The organism is Marivivens sp. JLT3646, from assembly GCF_001908835.1.
Taxonomy (GTDB): domain Bacteria; phylum Pseudomonadota; class Alphaproteobacteria; order Rhodobacterales; family Rhodobacteraceae; genus Marivivens; species Marivivens geojensis.
The window spans coordinates 482,626-500,399 of record NZ_CP018572.1 but is presented as its reverse complement, the minus strand read 5'-3'; the positions used below and the strand labels follow the sequence as shown (position 1 = coordinate 500,399).

19 protein-coding genes are annotated in these 17,774 nt (G+C 58.4%); 16 read left to right on the top strand and 3 right to left on the bottom strand.

Annotated elements, in window-relative coordinates; all coding sequences use genetic code 11:
* Positions 1–15: 15 nt before the first annotated feature.
* Positions 16–894: a LysR family transcriptional regulator gene (locus BSK21_RS02565; protein ID WP_067550035.1), complete on the bottom strand. Its 879-nt coding sequence runs from the start codon at positions 892–894 to the stop codon at positions 16–18.
* Between the two features lie 255 nt (positions 895–1,149).
* Here BSK21_RS02565 and ffh point away from each other — a divergent pair, with 255 nt between their 5' ends.
* The 9 genes from ffh (at position 1,150) to trmD (ending at position 7,355) form a co-directional block, all read left to right on the top strand.
* Positions 1,150–2,670: a signal recognition particle protein gene (gene ffh, locus BSK21_RS02560; protein WP_067550037.1), complete on the top strand. Its 1,521-nt coding sequence runs from the start codon at positions 1,150–1,152 to the stop codon at positions 2,668–2,670.
* Positions 2,671–2,672: 2 nt separating this feature from the next.
* A complete protein-coding gene (locus BSK21_RS02555) occupies positions 2,673–3,188 on the top strand; it encodes a GNAT family N-acetyltransferase (RefSeq protein WP_067550039.1) in 516 nt (171 codons plus the stop codon).
* Positions 3,185–3,751: a GNAT family N-acetyltransferase gene (locus BSK21_RS02550; RefSeq protein ID WP_067550041.1), complete on the top strand. Its 567-nt coding sequence runs from the start codon at positions 3,185–3,187 to the stop codon at positions 3,749–3,751. Before BSK21_RS02555 ends, BSK21_RS02550 begins: the two co-directional genes overlap by 4 nt.
* A gap of 9 nt (positions 3,752–3,760) precedes the next feature.
* Positions 3,761–4,057, top strand: a complete 297-nt coding sequence (locus BSK21_RS02545) for a chorismate mutase (RefSeq protein WP_067550043.1) — start codon at positions 3,761–3,763, stop codon at positions 4,055–4,057.
* Positions 4,058–4,096: 39 nt separating this feature from the next.
* Positions 4,097–4,471 (top strand): 30S ribosomal protein S16, encoded by a 375-nt coding sequence (gene rpsP, locus BSK21_RS02540; RefSeq protein WP_067550045.1) that lies wholly within the window; start codon positions 4,097–4,099, stop codon positions 4,469–4,471.
* 113 nt (positions 4,472–4,584) lie between these two features.
* Complete coding sequence (bluB, locus tag BSK21_RS02535) at positions 4,585–5,214, top strand: 5,6-dimethylbenzimidazole synthase (protein WP_067550047.1); 630 nt, start codon at positions 4,585–4,587, stop codon at positions 5,212–5,214.
* Between the two features lie 10 nt (positions 5,215–5,224).
* Positions 5,225–5,740, top strand: a complete 516-nt coding sequence (gene rimM / locus BSK21_RS02530; protein WP_067550049.1) for a ribosome maturation factor RimM — start codon at positions 5,225–5,227, stop codon at positions 5,738–5,740.
* The gene (locus tag BSK21_RS02525) at positions 5,733–6,548 is read left to right on the top strand and encodes a hypothetical protein (protein WP_067550051.1); all 816 of its coding nucleotides are present in this window, start codon (positions 5,733–5,735) and stop codon (positions 6,546–6,548) included. Before rimM ends, BSK21_RS02525 begins: the two co-directional genes overlap by 8 nt.
* Positions 6,549–6,557: 9 nt before the next feature.
* Complete coding sequence (gene trmD, locus BSK21_RS02520) at positions 6,558–7,355, top strand: tRNA (guanosine(37)-N1)-methyltransferase TrmD (protein ID WP_067550053.1); 798 nt, start codon at positions 6,558–6,560, stop codon at positions 7,353–7,355.
* Here trmD and BSK21_RS02515 read toward each other — a convergent pair.
* Complete coding sequence (locus BSK21_RS02515) at positions 7,352–8,020, bottom strand: hypothetical protein (RefSeq protein WP_067550055.1); 669 nt, start codon at positions 8,018–8,020, stop codon at positions 7,352–7,354. The genes trmD and BSK21_RS02515 overlap by 4 nt on opposite strands.
* 347 nt (positions 8,021–8,367) lie before the next feature.
* On the opposite strand from BSK21_RS02515, the gene rplS reads away from it, so the two are divergent.
* Positions 8,368–8,754 carry a 50S ribosomal protein L19 gene (rplS, locus tag BSK21_RS02510; RefSeq protein WP_067550057.1) on the top strand — a complete coding sequence of 129 codons (387 nt, stop codon included), beginning with the start codon at positions 8,368–8,370 and terminating at the stop codon, positions 8,752–8,754.
* An 11-nt stretch (positions 8,755–8,765) separates the two neighbouring features.
* Positions 8,766–8,987 (top strand): 50S ribosomal protein L31, encoded by a 222-nt coding sequence (gene rpmE, locus BSK21_RS02505; RefSeq protein ID WP_067550059.1) that lies wholly within the window; start codon positions 8,766–8,768, stop codon positions 8,985–8,987.
* Between the two features lie 105 nt (positions 8,988–9,092).
* On the opposite strand, the gene BSK21_RS02500 is transcribed toward rpmE, so the two are convergent.
* Positions 9,093–10,430 carry a DEAD/DEAH box helicase gene (locus BSK21_RS02500; protein WP_067550061.1) on the bottom strand — a complete coding sequence of 446 codons (1,338 nt, stop codon included), beginning with the start codon at positions 10,428–10,430 and terminating at the stop codon, positions 9,093–9,095.
* Between the two features lie 337 nt (positions 10,431–10,767).
* Here BSK21_RS02500 and BSK21_RS02495 point away from each other — a divergent pair, with 337 nt between their 5' ends.
* The 5 genes from BSK21_RS02495 to hypF all read left to right on the top strand — a co-directional run bounded on the left by BSK21_RS02495 (position 10,768) and on the right by hypF (position 17,639).
* Positions 10,768–11,577 carry a division plane positioning ATPase MipZ gene (locus tag BSK21_RS02495; protein ID WP_067550063.1) on the top strand — a complete coding sequence of 270 codons (810 nt, stop codon included), beginning with the start codon at positions 10,768–10,770 and terminating at the stop codon, positions 11,575–11,577.
* Positions 11,578–11,720: 143 nt separating this feature from the next.
* Positions 11,721–13,031 carry a sensor histidine kinase gene (locus BSK21_RS02490; protein ID WP_067550065.1) on the top strand — a complete coding sequence of 437 codons (1,311 nt, stop codon included), beginning with the start codon at positions 11,721–11,723 and terminating at the stop codon, positions 13,029–13,031.
* On the top strand, positions 13,028–14,020 hold the full coding sequence (locus BSK21_RS02485; RefSeq protein WP_067550067.1) for a HupU protein: 993 nt from the start codon (positions 13,028–13,030) through the stop codon (positions 14,018–14,020). The genes BSK21_RS02490 and BSK21_RS02485 overlap by 4 nt, the downstream gene beginning before the upstream one ends.
* Complete coding sequence (locus BSK21_RS02480) at positions 14,017–15,444, top strand: nickel-dependent hydrogenase large subunit (protein WP_074038948.1); 1,428 nt, start codon at positions 14,017–14,019, stop codon at positions 15,442–15,444. The genes BSK21_RS02485 and BSK21_RS02480 overlap by 4 nt, the downstream gene beginning before the upstream one ends.
* Positions 15,444–17,639, top strand: a complete 2,196-nt coding sequence (gene hypF, locus BSK21_RS02475; protein WP_067550069.1) for a carbamoyltransferase HypF — start codon at positions 15,444–15,446, stop codon at positions 17,637–17,639. The genes BSK21_RS02480 and hypF overlap by 1 nt, the downstream gene beginning before the upstream one ends.
* The last annotated feature ends 135 nt before the right edge of the window (positions 17,640–17,774 follow it).

The window sequence follows — 17,774 nt, the reverse complement described above, 5'->3', positions numbered from 1 at the left end:
CAAGATGGGGGCGGATCACTCCACCCACGACTTTGCCTCTTCCTTGAGGAACTTGAGGAAGGTCTGCACCTTTGGCGTCCTGTGCAGATCGACGTGCGTGACGAGCCAGAGGCTGGTTGACCACTCTTCGCGCGGCGGCATGACCTGTTTGACACCCGGCATCATGCCAAATTCGTAAGAGGGTAAGAACCCGATCCCCGCCCCAGCCGCGATGGCGTCCCGCATAGAACGGTTGTCCATCGTGCGATAAACGATCTGCGACGACGGCACATTCGCGAGAAGCCAACGGTGGAACGGTGCACGGCTGTCAGTGTCGTCATGGCTGACGAACTCGTGCTGTGCGAGGTCCGCGTCGTTCTCTGGCATCCCCATGCGGTCGATGTAACTCTGGGCGGCGACCATCGCGACGGTCTGTTTGATAAAGGGCTGGACGACATTGTCAGGCTGATCAGGCGCAGCCCCCGCACGGATCGCGACATGCGCCTCACCGTATTCGAGGCGGAACAGACGGTCGCCTGTGAGATAACGGATCTTTACTTCGGGGTTCTGCTTTTGGAACTTCACCATCACAGGCGTGAGCATCGTCGAAAACGATGCGAGCGACGTCACAGTCAGATCGCCCGTCACCCCATCCCCGTGCCCTTTTAACCGCGCACCGAGCTGATGGAACTGGTCATCTGCCGCCTTTGCGACCTTTAGCAGGTCCTGCCCTGCCTCAGTGGGTGTGTAGCCCCGTGCGTGTCGCTGGAACAATTTCACGCCCAGACGCCCTTCGAGAGCGTCGATGTGACGGATCACTGTAGCATGGTGAACGCCCAATACTTCGGCCGCACCACTAACCGTGCCCAAACGCGCCACCTGATATGCCGTGCGCACCTCATCCCAATGATCCATCGTGGAAATCCTTAAATCGACCACGTCAATCTAGCCACTGAACCAAAAGGCGCAAGGGCAAGGCGTGCTTGACTCACTGGTTCCACGCGCGTAAACGCAGGCCAAATTCCCCGGAAGCCGAGTCTTCCGGTCCCTTCCCTATTCGGGGGGGATCGCCGTCCATCAGCGCGTTGCGCCCATGGGCGCGATTGTGGTTTGAGCGGTCGATGCCTATGTAGCGACCAAATGAGTAACGGGTCGCTGGAGGGCCATGGCATGTTTGAAAATCTATCCGAACGCCTTGGCGGAGTATTTGACCGTCTGACGAAACAGGGGGCCCTGTCCGCGGACGATGTTAAAACCGCGCTTCGTGAAGTCCGCGTTGCGCTGCTAGAAGCCGACGTTTCTCTGCCTGTTGTTCGCAGCTTTGTGAAAGCGGTCGAGGCTAAGGCAACCGGCTCTGCGGTAACGAAATCGATCACTCCGGGTCAGCAGGTCGTCAAGATCGTCCACGACGAACTGATCGCCGTTCTGTCGGGTGGCGCAGAAGCCGACCGCCTAAAGATCGACAACCCGCCAGCCCCGATCCTGATGGTCGGTCTGCAGGGTTCGGGTAAAACCACCACCACCGCGAAACTAGCGAAGCGTTTGAAAGAACGCGAAGGCAAGCGCATCCTGATGGCATCGCTCGACGTGAACCGTCCTGCGGCTATGGAACAGCTTCAAATCCTCGGCCAGCAGATCGGTGTAGACACACTCCCGATCGTCAAAGGCGAAGATCCCGTCACCATCGCAAAGCGCGCTAAAACTCAGGCGAGCCTCGGTGGCTATGACATCTATATGCTCGACACCGCGGGCCGTCTTCACATCGACGAAGATCTGATCCAGCAGGCCGCCGACGTTCGTGATGCCGTGAACCCGCGCGAAACCCTTCTGGTCGTCGACGGCCTGACGGGTCAGGACGCGGTGAACGTTGCAACAGAGTTTGACGCTAAGATCGGTGTGACTGGCGTTGTCCTCACTCGTATGGACGGTGACGGTCGCGGCGGTGCTGCGCTGTCGATGCGCGCCATCACAGGTAAACCCATCCGCTTTGTCGGTCTGGGTGAAAAGATGGACGCCATTGAGACGTTCGAGGCTGAACGCGTTGCTGGCCGTATCCTCGGCATGGGCGACATTGTTGCGCTGGTCGAAAAGGCACAGGCGACGCTCGAGGTCGAACAAGCCGAACGTATGATGAAGCGCTTCCAGAAGGGTCGCTTCAACATGAACGACCTGAAGATGCAGCTGGACCAGATGCTCAAGATGGGCGGCATGGAAAGCCTGATGGGTATGATGCCCGGCATGGCGAAACACGCTGGCAAGATCAAAGAAGCTGGGTTCGACGACATCATGCTGCGTCGCCAGATCGCACTGATCAACTCTATGACCAAACTCGAACGCGCTAACCCTGATGTCATGCAAGCCAGCCGTAAAAAGCGGGTTGCTGCGGGCGCTGGCCTCGAGGTGTCGGAACTGAACAAGCTGCTCAAGCAGCAGAAGCAGATGGCCGACGTCATGAAGAAGATGGGCAAAATGGGCAAAGGCGGCGCTCTCAAAGCAGCCGTAAAACAAATGTTCGGCAAAGGCGGTATGCCTGACATGCCAAACATGGACGATCCCAAAGCAATGGAACAAGCGGCCAAGGCACTGGGAAGCCAGTTGCCGGGTGGTAAACTTCCGGGTCTGGGCGGACTTGGTGGCCTCGGCGGTTTGCCGGGTGGCCTATCGGGTCTGGGCATGGGGAAAAAGAAATAACCATGCAAACGCTCGAAACCCAACGTCTTATCCTGCGCGAGCCCAAGGCTTCGGACATGGAGGCCGCATGCGCCTTTTTCATGTCTGACCGCGCAGCAGGCGTGGGTGGGCCGTTTGATCTGGGCAAGGCATGGCGTGCCTTCGCGTCCGAGATCGGGCATTGGCAAATCCGCGGCTATGGCATGTGGATCGTGACCCGCAAGGGCGATGACACACCGCTGGGCTTGATTGGTCCATGGTTCCCTGCGGATTGGCCAGAAACCGAAATTGGCTGGACCGTTTGGGATACGTCGATCGAAGGCACAGGCATCGCTACTGAAGCCGCCCGCGCAGCGATTGATCATGCGTGGAACGTTCTGAACTGGGACACCATCGTCAGCTACGTTGGCATCGGCAACACCCGCTCTGCGAACCTCGCGGAAAAGTTGGGCGCTGTACTGGATGAAAACGCACCGCAGCCGAAACCCGATCAACCGTGCTGGGTTTATCGCCACCCGAAACCGGAGGCTGTTCAATGACACGTGCATGGGAAAACGCCCCTGAAGGCCAAGCAGCCGTTGCAACCGACCGTATTCGCGGCGCCCTACCCCGTATCATCCTTGATCGTGTGACCCTGCGCGCACCGCGTATCACCGATTTTGAGGACTACGCGAAAATCGTCTGCACCGAGCGCGGCAAATTCGTTGATGGCCCGATGGACCGCGACCAAGCGTGGCTCGATTTCAACCAGTTGATCGCAGGTTGGGTTCTGCGTGGCGCGGGCCTCTGGACCGTTGAGCGTAACAGCGATTTCGTGACCTTGGGCTTTGTAATGCTCGACCATGAATTCGGCGACCCCGAACCCGAAGTTGGTTTCCTCTTCCTCGAAGAGTACGAGGGCGAAGGTTACGCCTATGAAGCCGCCCGCTCTGCCCGCAACAACGCGTTTAACGCGCTGAGCTGGCCGACATTGGTGAGCTACATCCACCCTGACAACACCCGTGCGATCCGTCTGGCTGAAAAGCTGGGCGCGGTGCGTGACGAGGCCGCTGATTTCGGTGGCTGCATCACCTACCGCTATTCGCCCGATATTCCAGCGTAAGAGGACAGAATGACCGACGCCGTTCAAAAAGCAGCAGCGATCCTCAAAGGCCACCGCGAGTCCATCGATCGGTTGGACGCGATCCTCGTCTTTACGCTGGCCGAACGCTTTAAGCACACCCAAGCCGTTGGGAAGCTGAAAGCGGAAAACGAACTTCCTCCGTCTGATCCCGTGCGCGAAGAAGCACAGATCAAACGGTTGACCGACCTTGCGGAACAGGCCGATCTGGATCCTGAGTTCGCCAAGAAATTCCTGAATTTCGTTATTCAGGAAGTGATTCAACACCACAAACAACACCAATCCTGACGGCCCGCCCGTCACCACGCCATTCAAGGAGATCAACCCATGGCTATGAAAATCCGTCTCGCTCGCGGTGGTTCGAAAAAACGCCCTCACTACGCAATCGTTGCTGCTGACTCGCGCATGCCGCGTGACGGTCGCTTCAAAGAGAAACTGGGCACCTACAACCCGCTTCTCGCTAAAGACAGCGAAGACCGCGTAAAACTGAACGTAGAGCGCGTTCAGTTCTGGCTCGCTCAGGGTGCACAGCCGACCGACCGTGTTGCACGTTTCCTCGAAGCTGCTGGCCTCGTTGCGAAAAAAGTCCGCAACAACCCGAACAAAGCTGTTCCGGGTAAAGCTGCTCAAGAGCGCGCTGCTGCTAAAGCTGCTAAAGCTGCCGAAGCTGCTGCACCGGCAGAAGAAGCTGCTGAAGAATAATAATCGTTCTGCTCGGCCTTTCGGGGCCGAGCAGTCCCCCTTGTCTTTGGGGCTATTTTGTCTGACCTTGCCAGCATAACGACGGGCAATGCCGCACAAAGGAGCCATCGCGCATGACTGGGTTTTCACCCGACTTTCAAAGTGATCTCTGGTCACTGATCCGCATGCGCCGCGATGTCCGTCGGTTCAAACCTGACGCTATTGATCCCGAAATCGTTGACCGTTGCCTGCGTAGTTTTTCGCTCGCCCCTTCTGTGGGCCTGTCGGAACCATGGCGGATTGTTATGGTGAACAGCGCAGAGGGCCGTGCCGCCGCGCGTGAGAACTTCCTTGAGGCGAACGCCGATGCTCTCGCGGGCTACAGCGGTGACGATGCCAAAATCTATTCGGGGCTAAAGCTGTCTGGCATGGATTTGTCCCCCGTTCAGATGTCCGTTTGGTGCGACGCTGGCACGACCAAGGGCAAGGGCCTCGGCGCGGGTACGATGCCCGAAATGAAGGCTTATTCCTGCGTGTCCGCCGTCATGCAGTTCTGGCTCATGCTCAAAGCGCATGGGGTCGGCATGGGGTGGGTCTCCATCCTTGATCCTGACCGTTTGGCACGTGACCTTGGTGTTCCGGACGACTGGAAATTGATCGGCTATTTCTGTATCGGCTATCCCGAAGAAGAACATGAAACTCCAGAACTCGAGCGCGCTGGTTGGGAACAACGGCAAGCTCTCCCTGATATGCTTGTAAGGTAAGAGGATCGACATGCCCGAAGATCGCGTTGTCGTAGGTTCTATCGCAGGTGCCTTTGGCGTCCGTGGTGAAGTGCGCCTGAAGTCTTATTGCTCTGACCCCGAAGCCATCGCCGACTACACGCCCCTTTATACTGCGGATGGTCGTAGTTTCCCTGTTGTTGTCCTGACGGGCATCACAAATAACGGCCTCACCGCCCATATGGACGGCATCGTCACCAAAGAAGACGCGGATGCGCTCAAAGGCACTGAACTGTTCGCATCGCGCGATGTCATGCCCGACCTTCCGGATGATGAATTCTACTACACCGACCTGATCGGCCTTTCGGTCTTTGACACAGGCGGCAACGACCTTGGCACTGTGAAAACGGTCGTGAACCACGGTGCGACGGACCTCTTGGAAGTGACGAAGATGGGCTACCGCGATACTGTCCTTCTGCCGTTTACCAAAGCCGCCGTGCCCACCGTCGACATCGCCGCGGGTCGCATCGTCGCTGACCCACCCGAAGGACTCTTCCCTGATGCCTAAACGTCGGATTTTGCTGCATCCGGGCTTTCACAAGACTGGCACCAGCTCTATCCAGCATTTCTTTTGGACCAATCGCGAAGAGCTGGCGGCGCATGTTCATCTGTTCATGCTCCGCCACCTCAAGCCCGTCACCCAACTGACCCATAGCTATTCGCGCAGCGGCAATCCTCTGACCTTGATCGATCTGGCAGACCGCCTTGATGAGGTCTTTGCCGACACACCCCACGATACCCGCGATATTCTGATTTCGTGCGAGGCGCTCTGTGGGCACCTCCCTGGTTGGCCAAAGGTAAAAACCTATCAGGCCGCCCCTATCATCCTGACCTATGTCGTCGGCTACCTGCGTGATCGCTTTGACGCCGAGGCGGAGATCGTCGTGACCACACGCGATGCCGAACCGTGGCTGTATTCTGCCTACCGCCACCACCTCAAAGGCCAGCGCCTAACGCTCGCCCCCGATGCTTTTGCCACGAAATATGCAAAGGCCGCCGACTTTGGTCCGATCATTTCGGCCATCGCGACCCAATGCGGTCCGACGCAAACGCTTCCACTTGAGATGTCAGCGCGCCATCCCCTCGGCCCCGGTGGTGCGCTCCTTGATCTGTTCGGCATCCCCACAGACCGCTTTACCCCCGTGGGCAAAGGCAACGAAGGGCCGTCCGATACCCTGTGGCGCGAGTTCCTGACGCTCAACCGGTCTGACCTCACCGACGCCGCGCTGATCGATGCCAAAGAGCGGCTCGCCAAACAGTCCAACTTGGGCGGGTGGCGCAAAGGGGACGTTCCCAATCCCACCCAATTGCCCTAAGACAGCCGCATGACTGATACACCCGATACCCCCCGCAGCATTGGCCGCAAGGTGATGCGCCCGACCCTGAAACCGACCGACCTGCTGACCGAACAGCCGGAGTGGGTGGGGACATGGACCGCGCAGATCATCACACTGATGCCCGATGCCTTTCCGGGGGTGCTCGGCGATAGTCTGACAGGCAAGGCGCTGCGGGAAAACCTCTGGGCGCTGCGGACGATCAACCTGCGTGACTACGGGATCGGCAAACACAAGAACGTCGACGACACCCCTGCGGGCGGCGGCGCTGGCATGGTGATCCGCGCTGATGTCCTCGACCCCGCGATCCAAGAAGCAGGCCGCAATGCCCGTGGCCGTATGCCGCTCGTCTACCTCTCCCCGCGTGGGAAGCGGTTCGATCAGGCGATGGCGCGGGACTGGGCGTCCTATGACGGGATCACCATGATCTGTGGCCGCTTTGAGGGCATCGACCAGCGCGTGATCGACGCTTACAACATCCAAGAAGTATCCCTCGGCGATTTCGTCCTAACGGGCGGTGAACTCGCGGCCCAAGCCATGCTCGACGCCACCGTTCGCCTGCTGCCTGGGGTGCTGGGGAACGCCGAAAGCGTGGTGGACGAAAGCCACTCCAACGGCCTCTTGGAACACCCCCAATACACCCGCCCCGCAGAATGGCGCGGCCGCGAAATCCCCGAAGTCCTCATGTCCGGCCACCACGCGAATATAGAGAAGTGGCGGAAAGAACAGGCCGAGGAGCTTACGAAGGAGAGAAGGCCTGATATGTGGGAGAGGTACGAGAAAATTTAATTCTGCAACCCATACATGCCACTATCCACAAGCATCTGATAGGCTTTTTTAAGCGCCAACCCAGTTTCTTGATCTACGAAGAGGGATGAGCGATTTCCACATGGTTCACCCAATATATATCGTTGCATCGTCGTCCAGCTTTCTGATCGCACTGCCCATTCCCAAGCTGGTATTTCTTGCTGCAACATCAATGGAATTGCCAATGATTTAGGTATCTGCTGATGCGCAGGAAGCGTTCCGGACCATTCACACTTCACTAGAAGGGTCGTCGTGCCTTCAAAGTACATCCGAGTTTCCAGTTCACGAATTGTTATCGTGAATTTTGGATGACTCGGCAGTTTCTCAACTGAATCAATTATCTTCTGAACGTTGCCGCTCCCTGTGTATGGACAGGTAATAAAACCGTTTACGAACCAAACAGTATGATCAAGGCCTTCGTAACCGCAACGACGATTTGGAAAAGTTTCTGGCAGTCTAGGCGAGTGATTTCTCACCAATGGATGCCAACTTGGATATTCCGAAACTACAGGACCCAACTCCCGCTCAATCCGATGGATTTCAGCGGCCGCCGCTTCTCTCTGTTCTTTTGTAAATTCTCTTGGAATTAGGTACCTTTTCGCCCGATCGCGCCCCACTTCTACCTGCTCGTTCATTCTAAAAGCCATAACATCGCTCCATTATTAATCACTACTCCGACATATAATGCATATTATTTAAATTTAAAGCATAAAAATTAAATAATATGCTCAAAAATGCGATGCAATGCCCCCTTGCCCAACACCCCCCAATCCCCTATACGCGCCCTGTCTAGGGGTCCCTGCGATTCCATAGGCCCGTGTTGTTATTGCTTTGGCGCGTTTTCTTCGGCAGCCACCACGGCTCGCAGCATCGGTGAATAAGTAAAGTCGACCTGAACTCTGGCGGGCGCTGCGGCGGACCCGAAAGAAGACCAAGAGCTCTGAGGACGCATTAACTTTGTGGGACCACCACAAGCATCATAGGAGAAGGTCAGATGGATCTGATCGCACAGCTCGAGGCGGAACAAATCGCCTCCCTCGGGAAAACCATTCCCGACTTCAAAGCCGGCGACACCGTTCGCGTAGGCTACAAAGTGACCGAAGGCACCCGCACCCGTGTTCAGATGTACGAAGGCATCTGCATCAGCCGTAAAAACGGCAAGGGCATCGCTGGCTCGTTCACCGTTCGCAAAATTTCCTTCGGCGAAGGCGTAGAGCGCGTATTCCCGCTCTTCTCGACCAACATCGACTCGATCGAAGTTGTACGTCGCGGTAAAGTCCGTCGCTCGAAACTGTACTACCTGCGCGCACGTCGTGGTAAATCCGCACGTATCGCAGAAGTCACCAACTACAAACCGCTCAACAGCGGCGCTGACGCGTAAGGAGACGGATTATGAAAAAAGACATCCATCCCGACTACCACTTCATCGAAGTGAAAATGACCGACGGCACCGTTATCACCATGCGCTCCACTTGGGGCAAAGAGGGCGACACGATGGCACTCGACATCGACCCGACCGTGCACCCTGCATGGACTGGCGGTACGTCGCGCCTGCTCGACCAAGGTGGTCGCGTATCGAAGTTCAAAAACAAATACGCTGGTCTGGGCTTCTAATCCCAAACCCACGGTTTACGGAAACGCCGCGCACTTTGCGCGGCGTTTTTGTTTTGGGGGTTGGTGGAACGAAAAACGCGGACCCGAAGGCCCGCGTTTGTCATTTTATCCTGCGGCGCGATTGCCTTGGGGCTTGCGACGACGCTGGCCGCCCCCTGCCGGTTTAGCAAACGACGGACGGTCGCCTGCGGGTTTGCCAAATGCCGGACGATCCCCTTTGGGCTTCCCAGCACCGCCGCTGCCTTTGTTGCCAAAGCGACGCGGACCACCACGGCCATTGCCAGCGGGTTTGCGTTTCGGCTCGTTGCCGACAACCTCCCACGGACGACCCGACGCGACTGGGATTGTCGTTTTGAGTGTCTTCTCAATATCGCGCAGATCCGACATTTCGTCAGGCGCACAGAAGGCAACCGCAGAACCAGCGGCACCCGCGCGCGCTGTCCGGCCAATACGGTGCACGTATTGGTCAGGCACGTTCGGCAATTCGTAGTTATAAACGTGACGCACGCCAGGAATGTCGATGCCACGGGCAGCAACATCGGTTGCCACAAGCACGCGCACCTTGCCTTCTTTGAAGTCCTTGATCGCACGGTCACGCTGACCTTGGGATTTGTTCCCGTGGATCGAAGCGACAGCAAAGCCTTTGCTTTCGAGAACACGAGAGAGTTTCTCCATCCCGTGTTTGGTACGGCCAAACACAAGCGCCAACTCGTCGCGGTGTGCGTCCAACAGCTCGATCAACAGATCGGTTTTTGCAGCCTTCGCAACAAAGTGGATGCACTGATCAATCTTTTCTGCTGCTTGACCCGGAGGGTTCACCTGAACGCGGATCGGGTTGGACAAGTAGCTTTCGGCCAATTCAGCCATCTGCTTCGGCATGGTCGCCGAGAACAGCATGGTTTGACGCTCTTTGGGGATCAGCGTCGCGATTTTGCGCAGCGCGTGGATAAAGCCGAGGTCGAGCATCTGATCGGCCTCATCCAGAACGAGGAACTGTGTCTCATCGAGACGAACAGCACCACGGTCGATCAGGTCAAGCAAACGACCAGGGGTCGCGACGAGAATAGACGTACCCTTTTCTAGGCGACGACTTTGGCCCGTGATCCCTGCGCCACCGACGACGAGAACGGTCTTAAGGTGCGAGCCAGACGAAAACGCAGACAAGCTATCCGCAATCTGTTTAGCAAGCTCACGGGTCGGCGCGAGGATCAGCGCACGAGTGGTTTTCGGCGAAGGCTTATCACCGTTTTTCATCAACGCGTCGAGCATCGGCAGACCGAAAGCAGCGGTTTTGCCCGTGCCCGTTTGCGCAAGGCCCATAACGTCGCGACCGTTCATCGCGTGCGGGATGGCCTGCGCTTGAATCGGGGTGGGGTCAGTAATGCCGAGTTCGGCAAGTTTAGTCACAAGGCGGGGGGCGAGCCCCAGCATATCGAAGTCCATAAAAATCCTGTTCCGCGCAGCCCAGCGGGCAACGCATTGGTCCGGCCCAGCGCCGGAGACTGCAAGAGTTGCGCGGATCGCTCGCCGTTCGACCGGGTGTCGAACTGCCGGATCTACGCGGCCCCTTGCGTGAAAGTGGGAACCTGTAGGTTGATGACGTCTTGCGCACATCTCAGCGCACGTCTCACGCGGACGGGACGGTCATCAGGGGCGGCGTATGGACCCTTAGCCTTTGCACGTCAAGGATTAAGTAATTGCGGCATCACAGGCGGCACATCTTTTCCTTGGCGGTTTCGCGCCATATAGTGCGGCCAAGTAACAGCACTGGGGATCGGGCGTGGCGCATATTATCGTCGTCGGTAACGAAAAAGGTGGCGCGGGCAAATCGACCGTGTCGATGCATGTGGCAACGGCTTTGGCGCGGATGGGACACCGGATTGGTGTGCTTGACCTCGATATGCGGCAGAAGTCGCTGGCGCGTTATCTGGATAACCGCAAAACATATTCGGACGCCGAGGGTCTGAACCTCGCCATTCCAGTGTACCGCGACCTTCCTGAGGTGGATCAGGCCGACCTGCAGCCCGGTGAGAACGCATTCGATCATCGTCTATCCGCAGCCGTAGCCGCGTTGGAACCCGAATGCGACTTCATCCTGATCGACTGCCCCGGTTCGCACACCCGCCTAAGCCAAGTTGCGCACTCGCTCGCTGATACGCTGATCACACCACTGAACGACAGCTTTGTTGATTTCGACCTTCTCGCCCATATCGACAGCGATGGTGAGAATATCACTGGCCCATCGGTCTATTCCGAAATGGTGTGGAGCGCGCGTCAGTTGCGTGCTCAGGCAGGCCTCCAGCCGATTGACTGGGTTGTGGTGCGGAACCGTTTGGGCGCACAGGCGATGGTCAACAAACAAAAGATGGAATCCGCGCTGAACAAACTGTCGCGTCGGATTGGGTTCCGCGTGGCGCCTGGGTTCAACGAACGCGTCATTTTCCGCGAATTGTTCCCACGTGGCCTGACGCTCCTCGATCTCAAAGATATTGGCGTCACACAGTTGAACATCTCGAACCTCGCCGCCCGTCAGGAATTGCGCGACCTGATCAAGGCACTGAACCTGCCGGGTGTCACTGCGGACTTCTGATCACCGCCTGATCATATGACCACGTCTCTGCACGGCTACTTTGCAGGGACGTATCCTATTCGACCTTAAGTCTATGAATTCACGCGGGCTCTCCTTTGACGTGGCCTGCAAACTCGCTAAGCTATCCCAAAGAGGAGCCTCGCGTGATCGACACCCATGACCTGAGCAGTGGACAAACACCCGTGTCCGATGAGGCATGGGTCGATGTGCTGCGGGCCGTCGATAAAACCTACGCAGAGCTGGTCAGTTATCAAAGCGAGCTAGAAGTTCGGAACGCCGAGCTTGATGAAATGCGTGGCTTTATGGCCTCGGTCTTTGCCTCGGTGTCGGACGTTTTGATCGTCGTGGATCGGGACGGTCTGATCGAACAGGCGGCAGGGTCGTTCCAAATGCTCTTGGGCCTAGACCCTGCGAGTGTGCGGGGCCGCCCCTTGGCTGATCTCACGTCAGATGCCGCGCTGCATGAGGCCGTGCAAAAGGTCGTGCAAAACCGAAAATCCGTTCGGTTTGAGGCGGAATTGCCCACCTCTGCTGGTCCCACCCCAATTGACCTGTCGATCACGCCTCGCATTGGGGAACGCGGCAAAAGCCTTGGCGCGGTGCTGATCGGGCGTCCTGTGGGGGAACTGCGTCAGGCCTATTCCGAACTCGCCGAAAGCCACCGCGCATTGCAAGAGGCCCAAGCCCACCTCGTTCGCAATGAAAAACTGGCCTCGCTGGGTCGTTTGCTCGCAGGCGTTGCGCACGAACTCAACAACCCGATTTCGTTTATCTACGCCAACACCCATGCCTTGGAAAAATACGTGGCACGGTTTGTGACCTATTTCGAACAAGTGCAGGCAGGGGCCTCGCGGGCGGAGCTGATCGAATTGCGCAAGGAACTGCGGCTCGATCGTGAACTGGCGAATATGCGCACCGCAATTGACGGCGCGCGGGACGGGTCGGAACGGGTCCGCGATATTGTTGAAGACCTGCGCAGGCTTTCAGCAGACGGCACAGGCGAATTTGCCAATTTCGATTTGGTAGAGACGACACGTGTGGCAACCCATTGGGTCGTGCGCGGGATGAAAACCCCTGCACCTATTGTCACCAACGCCCCCCTGACCCTCATGGCGAACGGGCGCGTGGGTCACGTACAGCAGGTCATTATGAACCTCGTTCAAAACGCGCTCGATGCGGTTGAAGGCACAGAGGGCCCGCATATCCAGATCACCCTTGGCCAAGACGGTGACCACGTCTTTGTTCAGGTCTCGGATAATGGCCCCGGGATCGGCCCAGACATCGCAGGGTCCATCTTTGACCCGTTCTTCACCACCAAACCCGTGGGCAAGGGAACGGGCCTCGGCCTATCGATCTCTCACAAGATCGCAGAGGAACACGGGGGGCAACTGCAACTCTGCCCATCTGAACGCGGTGCATGTTTCCGACTGTCCTTGAAACGAGGTGGGGAATGAACGTTCTCTGGCTTCAGGCATCGGGCTGTGGTGGCTGCACGATGTCGCTCCTTTGCGCTGAAAACCCGAATGTGTTCGATCTTTTGGGTGGCGCGGGCATCAACTTTATCTGGCACCCTGCCCTCTCTGTCGCCTCTGGCGACGAGGTGCGCCGCCTCTTGGCGCAGATTGAAGCGCAGGAGACCCCCCTCGACATCCTTTGTGTCGAGGGCGCTATCGCACGTGGTCCGCGCAATACAGGCCGATATCAGATGTTGTCGGGCACGGGTCGGAGCATGATGGACTGGGTGCAATCGCTTGCCCCACTCGCGCGGCATGTGATCGCTGTGGGAAGCTGTGCGGCCTTTGGTGGCGTGACGACCGCAGGCGGGAACCCGTCAGATGCGGTCGGGTTGCAGTTCGATGGCACCCATGCGGGCGGCATCCTCTCGTCGGGTTTCGTCGGAAAAGGTGGACTGCCCGTCATCAATATCTCAGGCTGCCCGATGCATCCTGACTGGGTGACAGAGACGCTGTTGATGCTGGCCGATGACGCGCTCACGCCTGCTGACCTCGATAGCTATGCGCGGCCACGGTTCTTTGCCGATCACCTCGTGCATCACGGCTGCACGAAGAACGAATTCTACGAATACAAAGCCTCGGCCAAGGAGCTCAGCCAGATCGGCTGCATGATGGAGCATTTGGGCTGCATCGGCACCCAAGCCGTCGGTGACTGCAATATCCGCCCGTGGAACGGCGCTGGGTCATGCACACGTGGCGGCTATCCCTGTGTTGCTTGCACCGCACCAGAGTTCGAAGAACCGCGCCATATATTTACCGAAACGCCAAAGATCGCGGGCATTCCCGTGGGCCTCCCCTCGGACATGCCCAAGGCATGGTTCATGGCGCTGGCCTCTCTGTCCAAGGCCGCAACGCCAGACAGGATCGGCACCAACGCGACAAGCGACCGCGTGACCATCCCTCCCACCATCAGGACGCCCAAGAAATGACAGACCGCAACCTGATCGTCGGCCCGTTTAATCGCGTCGAAGGGGACCTGGAAATTCGTTTAGACGTGCGAGACGGTGCAGTCGCCGCAGCCTACACGAACTCGCCCTTGTTCCGCGGGTTTGAAATGATGCTCTTGGGCAAGGATCCACGTGATGCGTTGACGATCACCCCACGGATTTGCGGGATTTGTTCGATCAGCCAATCGGCGGCAGCGGCCTTTGCTCTCGCCGATGCATCAGGCGCTGTGATGCCACCCCAAGGGATGCTGATCGCCGCGATTTTACATGCGGTCGAAAACCTCGCCGATCATGTGACGCACTTTAACCTGTTCTACATGCCCGACTTTGCTCGACCCGTGTATAGCGCCGAACCTTGGCACGATCAGGCAGTCGCACGATTCACCGCGATGGAAGGCTCTGCCGCCCGCGATGCTGTAACCGCACGGGCCGAACTGTTGCACATCGTCGGGCTATTGGGTGGAAAGTGGCCCCATACCCTCGCCATCCAACCTGCAGGCGTCACAAAAACGCCGACGGCATCGGACAAGGTGCGCATCCAGACCGCGCTACGGAGCTTCCGCCGTCATTTGGAAACGACACTCTATGGTGCGCCTGTCGAAACCTTCGCCGCACTGAGCAGTAAGGACGACCTGCTGAACTGGACTGCAGGGGATACAGGCCTCTTTATCAGGATCGCGCAGGCGGTTGGGCTGGATGACATGGGCTTCGGTCCGGGGCGGTTCATGTCCTTTGGCGCCTACCCGCTGCCAGATCGTCGGGCGTTTAAGTCAGGTGTTTGGGACGGCACCCTTAGCCCCGTCGACACCACCCAGATCACCGAAGACCTCAGCCACGCATGGATGCTCGGCGATACGGCCCATCCCCGCGATGGTACGACAGAACCAGACGAGGACATGCGCGACGCGGCCTACAGTTGGTGCAAGGCCCCACGTCTGAACGGCCAAACTGTTGAAACCGGCGCGCTGGCGCGACAGATCATCGACGCGAACCCCTTGGCCCGTGATCTGGCGGGACACCCCTCGGCCTTTGCTCGAGTTGCGGGGCGGCTGATTGAAATCGCACGCACGCAAATGCTTCTCGAAGATTTGGCGGCTCAGATCGATCCCAAAGATCGATTTATGGGGCACTGGGATATGCCCGCCTCAGGCACAGGCGAAGGTCTGATCGAGGCCGCGCGGGGTGCCTTGGGCCATTGGATGAATTTCGATGGAGGCAAGATCACGGGCTACCAGATCATCGCGCCGACCACGTGGAACTTTAGCCCACGCGATGAGCAGGGGAACGCTGGTCCCGTTGAGGCAGCCTTGGTCGGAGCCCCTGTCCGCGATGGTGAGGAAACCCCGATCGCGGTCCAACACATCGTGCGTAGTTTCGATCCTTGCATGGTCTGCACGGTGCACTGATGGGCTGGCGCATCCGTGTCCGTGGGCAGGTCCAAGGCGTCGGGTTTCGCCCCCATGTTTGGCAACTTGCCCAACGGTTCGGCCTGAACGGTGAAGTCCTGAATGACGCTGAGGGCGTTCTGATCCACTGCGACGCCGCACCTGCCGCGTTCATTTCCGCGATCACCGCAGAAAAGCCGCCCCTATCGCGCATCGATCAGATCGAAGTCACTGAGGCGGAATATGAAGCGCCGTCAGGCTTTGTCATCGCGGCAAGCGGGGCAAAGGGCGCGGAGACTCGCGTCACACCCGACGCCGCCACCTGCCCCGCGTGCCGCGACGAAATACACGGGCACGGCCGCAGGGCGGGATATGCTTTTACCAACTGCACCCATTGCGGGCCACGCTTCACCATTCTGAACGCGCTGCCCTACGACCGCGCCCAGACTACAATGGCACCCTTTACCATGTGCCCTGATTGCGCTTCCGAATATGCAAACCCTGCCGACCGTCGGTTCCACGCCCAGCCCATCGCCTGCCCCACCTGCGGACCACGTATTTGGGCCGAACCCGAAGGCGACGCGATCATAGTCACAGCGGAGCGCATCTTGGCTGGGCAAATCGTAGCGATAAAAGGGCTGGGCGGGTTTCACCTCTGTTGTGACGCGACAAACCCTACCGCCATCGAAACCCTTCGCACGCGGAAAAACCGCCCGACAAAGCCTCTGGCTCTGATGGCAACGCTCGACACCATTCACCGTTACGCCCGTGTCACCGATGCCGACCTTGCGCTTTTGACCGATCCTGCTGCGCCGATTGTCCTACTGCCCAAGGCCGACGCCTTGCCAGACGCCCTCGCCCCACACCAGAACCAACTGGGCTGGATGCTGCCTTATACGCCTTTGCACCACCTGTTGATCGAGACGGCGGGCCGACCGCTGGTGATGACCTCTGGCAACCTCTCCGGCGAACCGCAAGTGATCGGCAATGATGAGGCCCGCGAAAAACTGGGTCGCTTTGCCGATGCGTTTTTGATGCATGACCGCGACATTGCGCGCCGACTGGACGACAGTGTGGAACGCGCCAAGCCGCCAATGATTTTGCGCCGTGCGCGAGGCCGTGTGCCTAGCACAATTCCTCTGCCAGAGGGGTTTGAGGACGCGCCCCAAGTCCTCGCACTTGGGGGACAGATGAAGGGCGCGATTTGTCTGACGAAGAACAGAGAGGCGCTCCTCGGGCATCACCTCGGCGATCTGGATGATGTCTTATGTGCTGAGGAATTCGAGAAAGCCGTCACAGACTATTCCGCTCTGTTCGACCACAAACCGACCGTGGTCGCTGTTGATGCCCACCCTGGGTATCGCGCGACGCGCTATGGTCAAACGCTCGGCCTTCCCGTGGTCGAGGCTTGGCACCACCACGCCCACCTCGCGTCCTGCCTTGCGGAAAACGGTTGGCCGCTGTCGGGTGGACCTGTCGCGGGGATCATACTGGATGGCACGGGATTGGGGCCTGATGGCGCGCTTTGGGGTGGTGAGGTTCTCCTCGGTGATTATCGCGCGGTCACGCGGGTGGGTGGCCTAACCCCTGCCCCGCTCGCGGGTGGTGATCGGGCCGCTCGCGAACCTTGGCGCAACGCGATGGTCCGACTGGATCAGGCAGGGCTGAGCGATTGGGCCGATGAGCTGTTCCCCGATGCCCCCCGCGACATCCTCCGCCACGCTGTAGCCAACGGACTAAACGCACCATTGTCGTCGAGCGCGGGACGGCTCTTTGATGCGGTAGCTGCGGTGATTGGCCTTTGCCCGATGGCGCAGAGCTACGAAGGTGAGGCGGCGATAGCACTAGAAGCCTTAGTCGATCTCACGATCGACGGTGCTTACACGTTTGGTAACGACAACGGTTGGATTGATCCTTCACCGATCTGGGGGCAAATCCGTGACGACCTGCGCCGCGGTGTGTCGCTCTCTCAGATCGCGACCCATTTTCACCGTGGCCTCGCTCATGCCTTTGCCGATGTCGCGCGTGACCTGTTTGAACAGGGCAAAGTCGCGGCTGTCGCCCTCTCTGGTGGGTGCTATCAAAACGTCGCGCTTTTCACGATGACCAAGGCGCGGCTAGAGGGCATTCCCACACTCGTTCACTGCGAGATTCCCGCCAATGATGGGGGACTCGCCTTGGGTCAGGCGATGATCGCAGCAGCGCAAAGCATCTGACCACCTATACGAATAGGCGGTTATCGCCATACCGGACGCAATCGCAGCGAAAACACCCTAACAACATGAAATAAATACAGTATTCCACTGTATGCGAATTTTGCACTCTTTGCCTACCTTCAGACCCTGATCCAC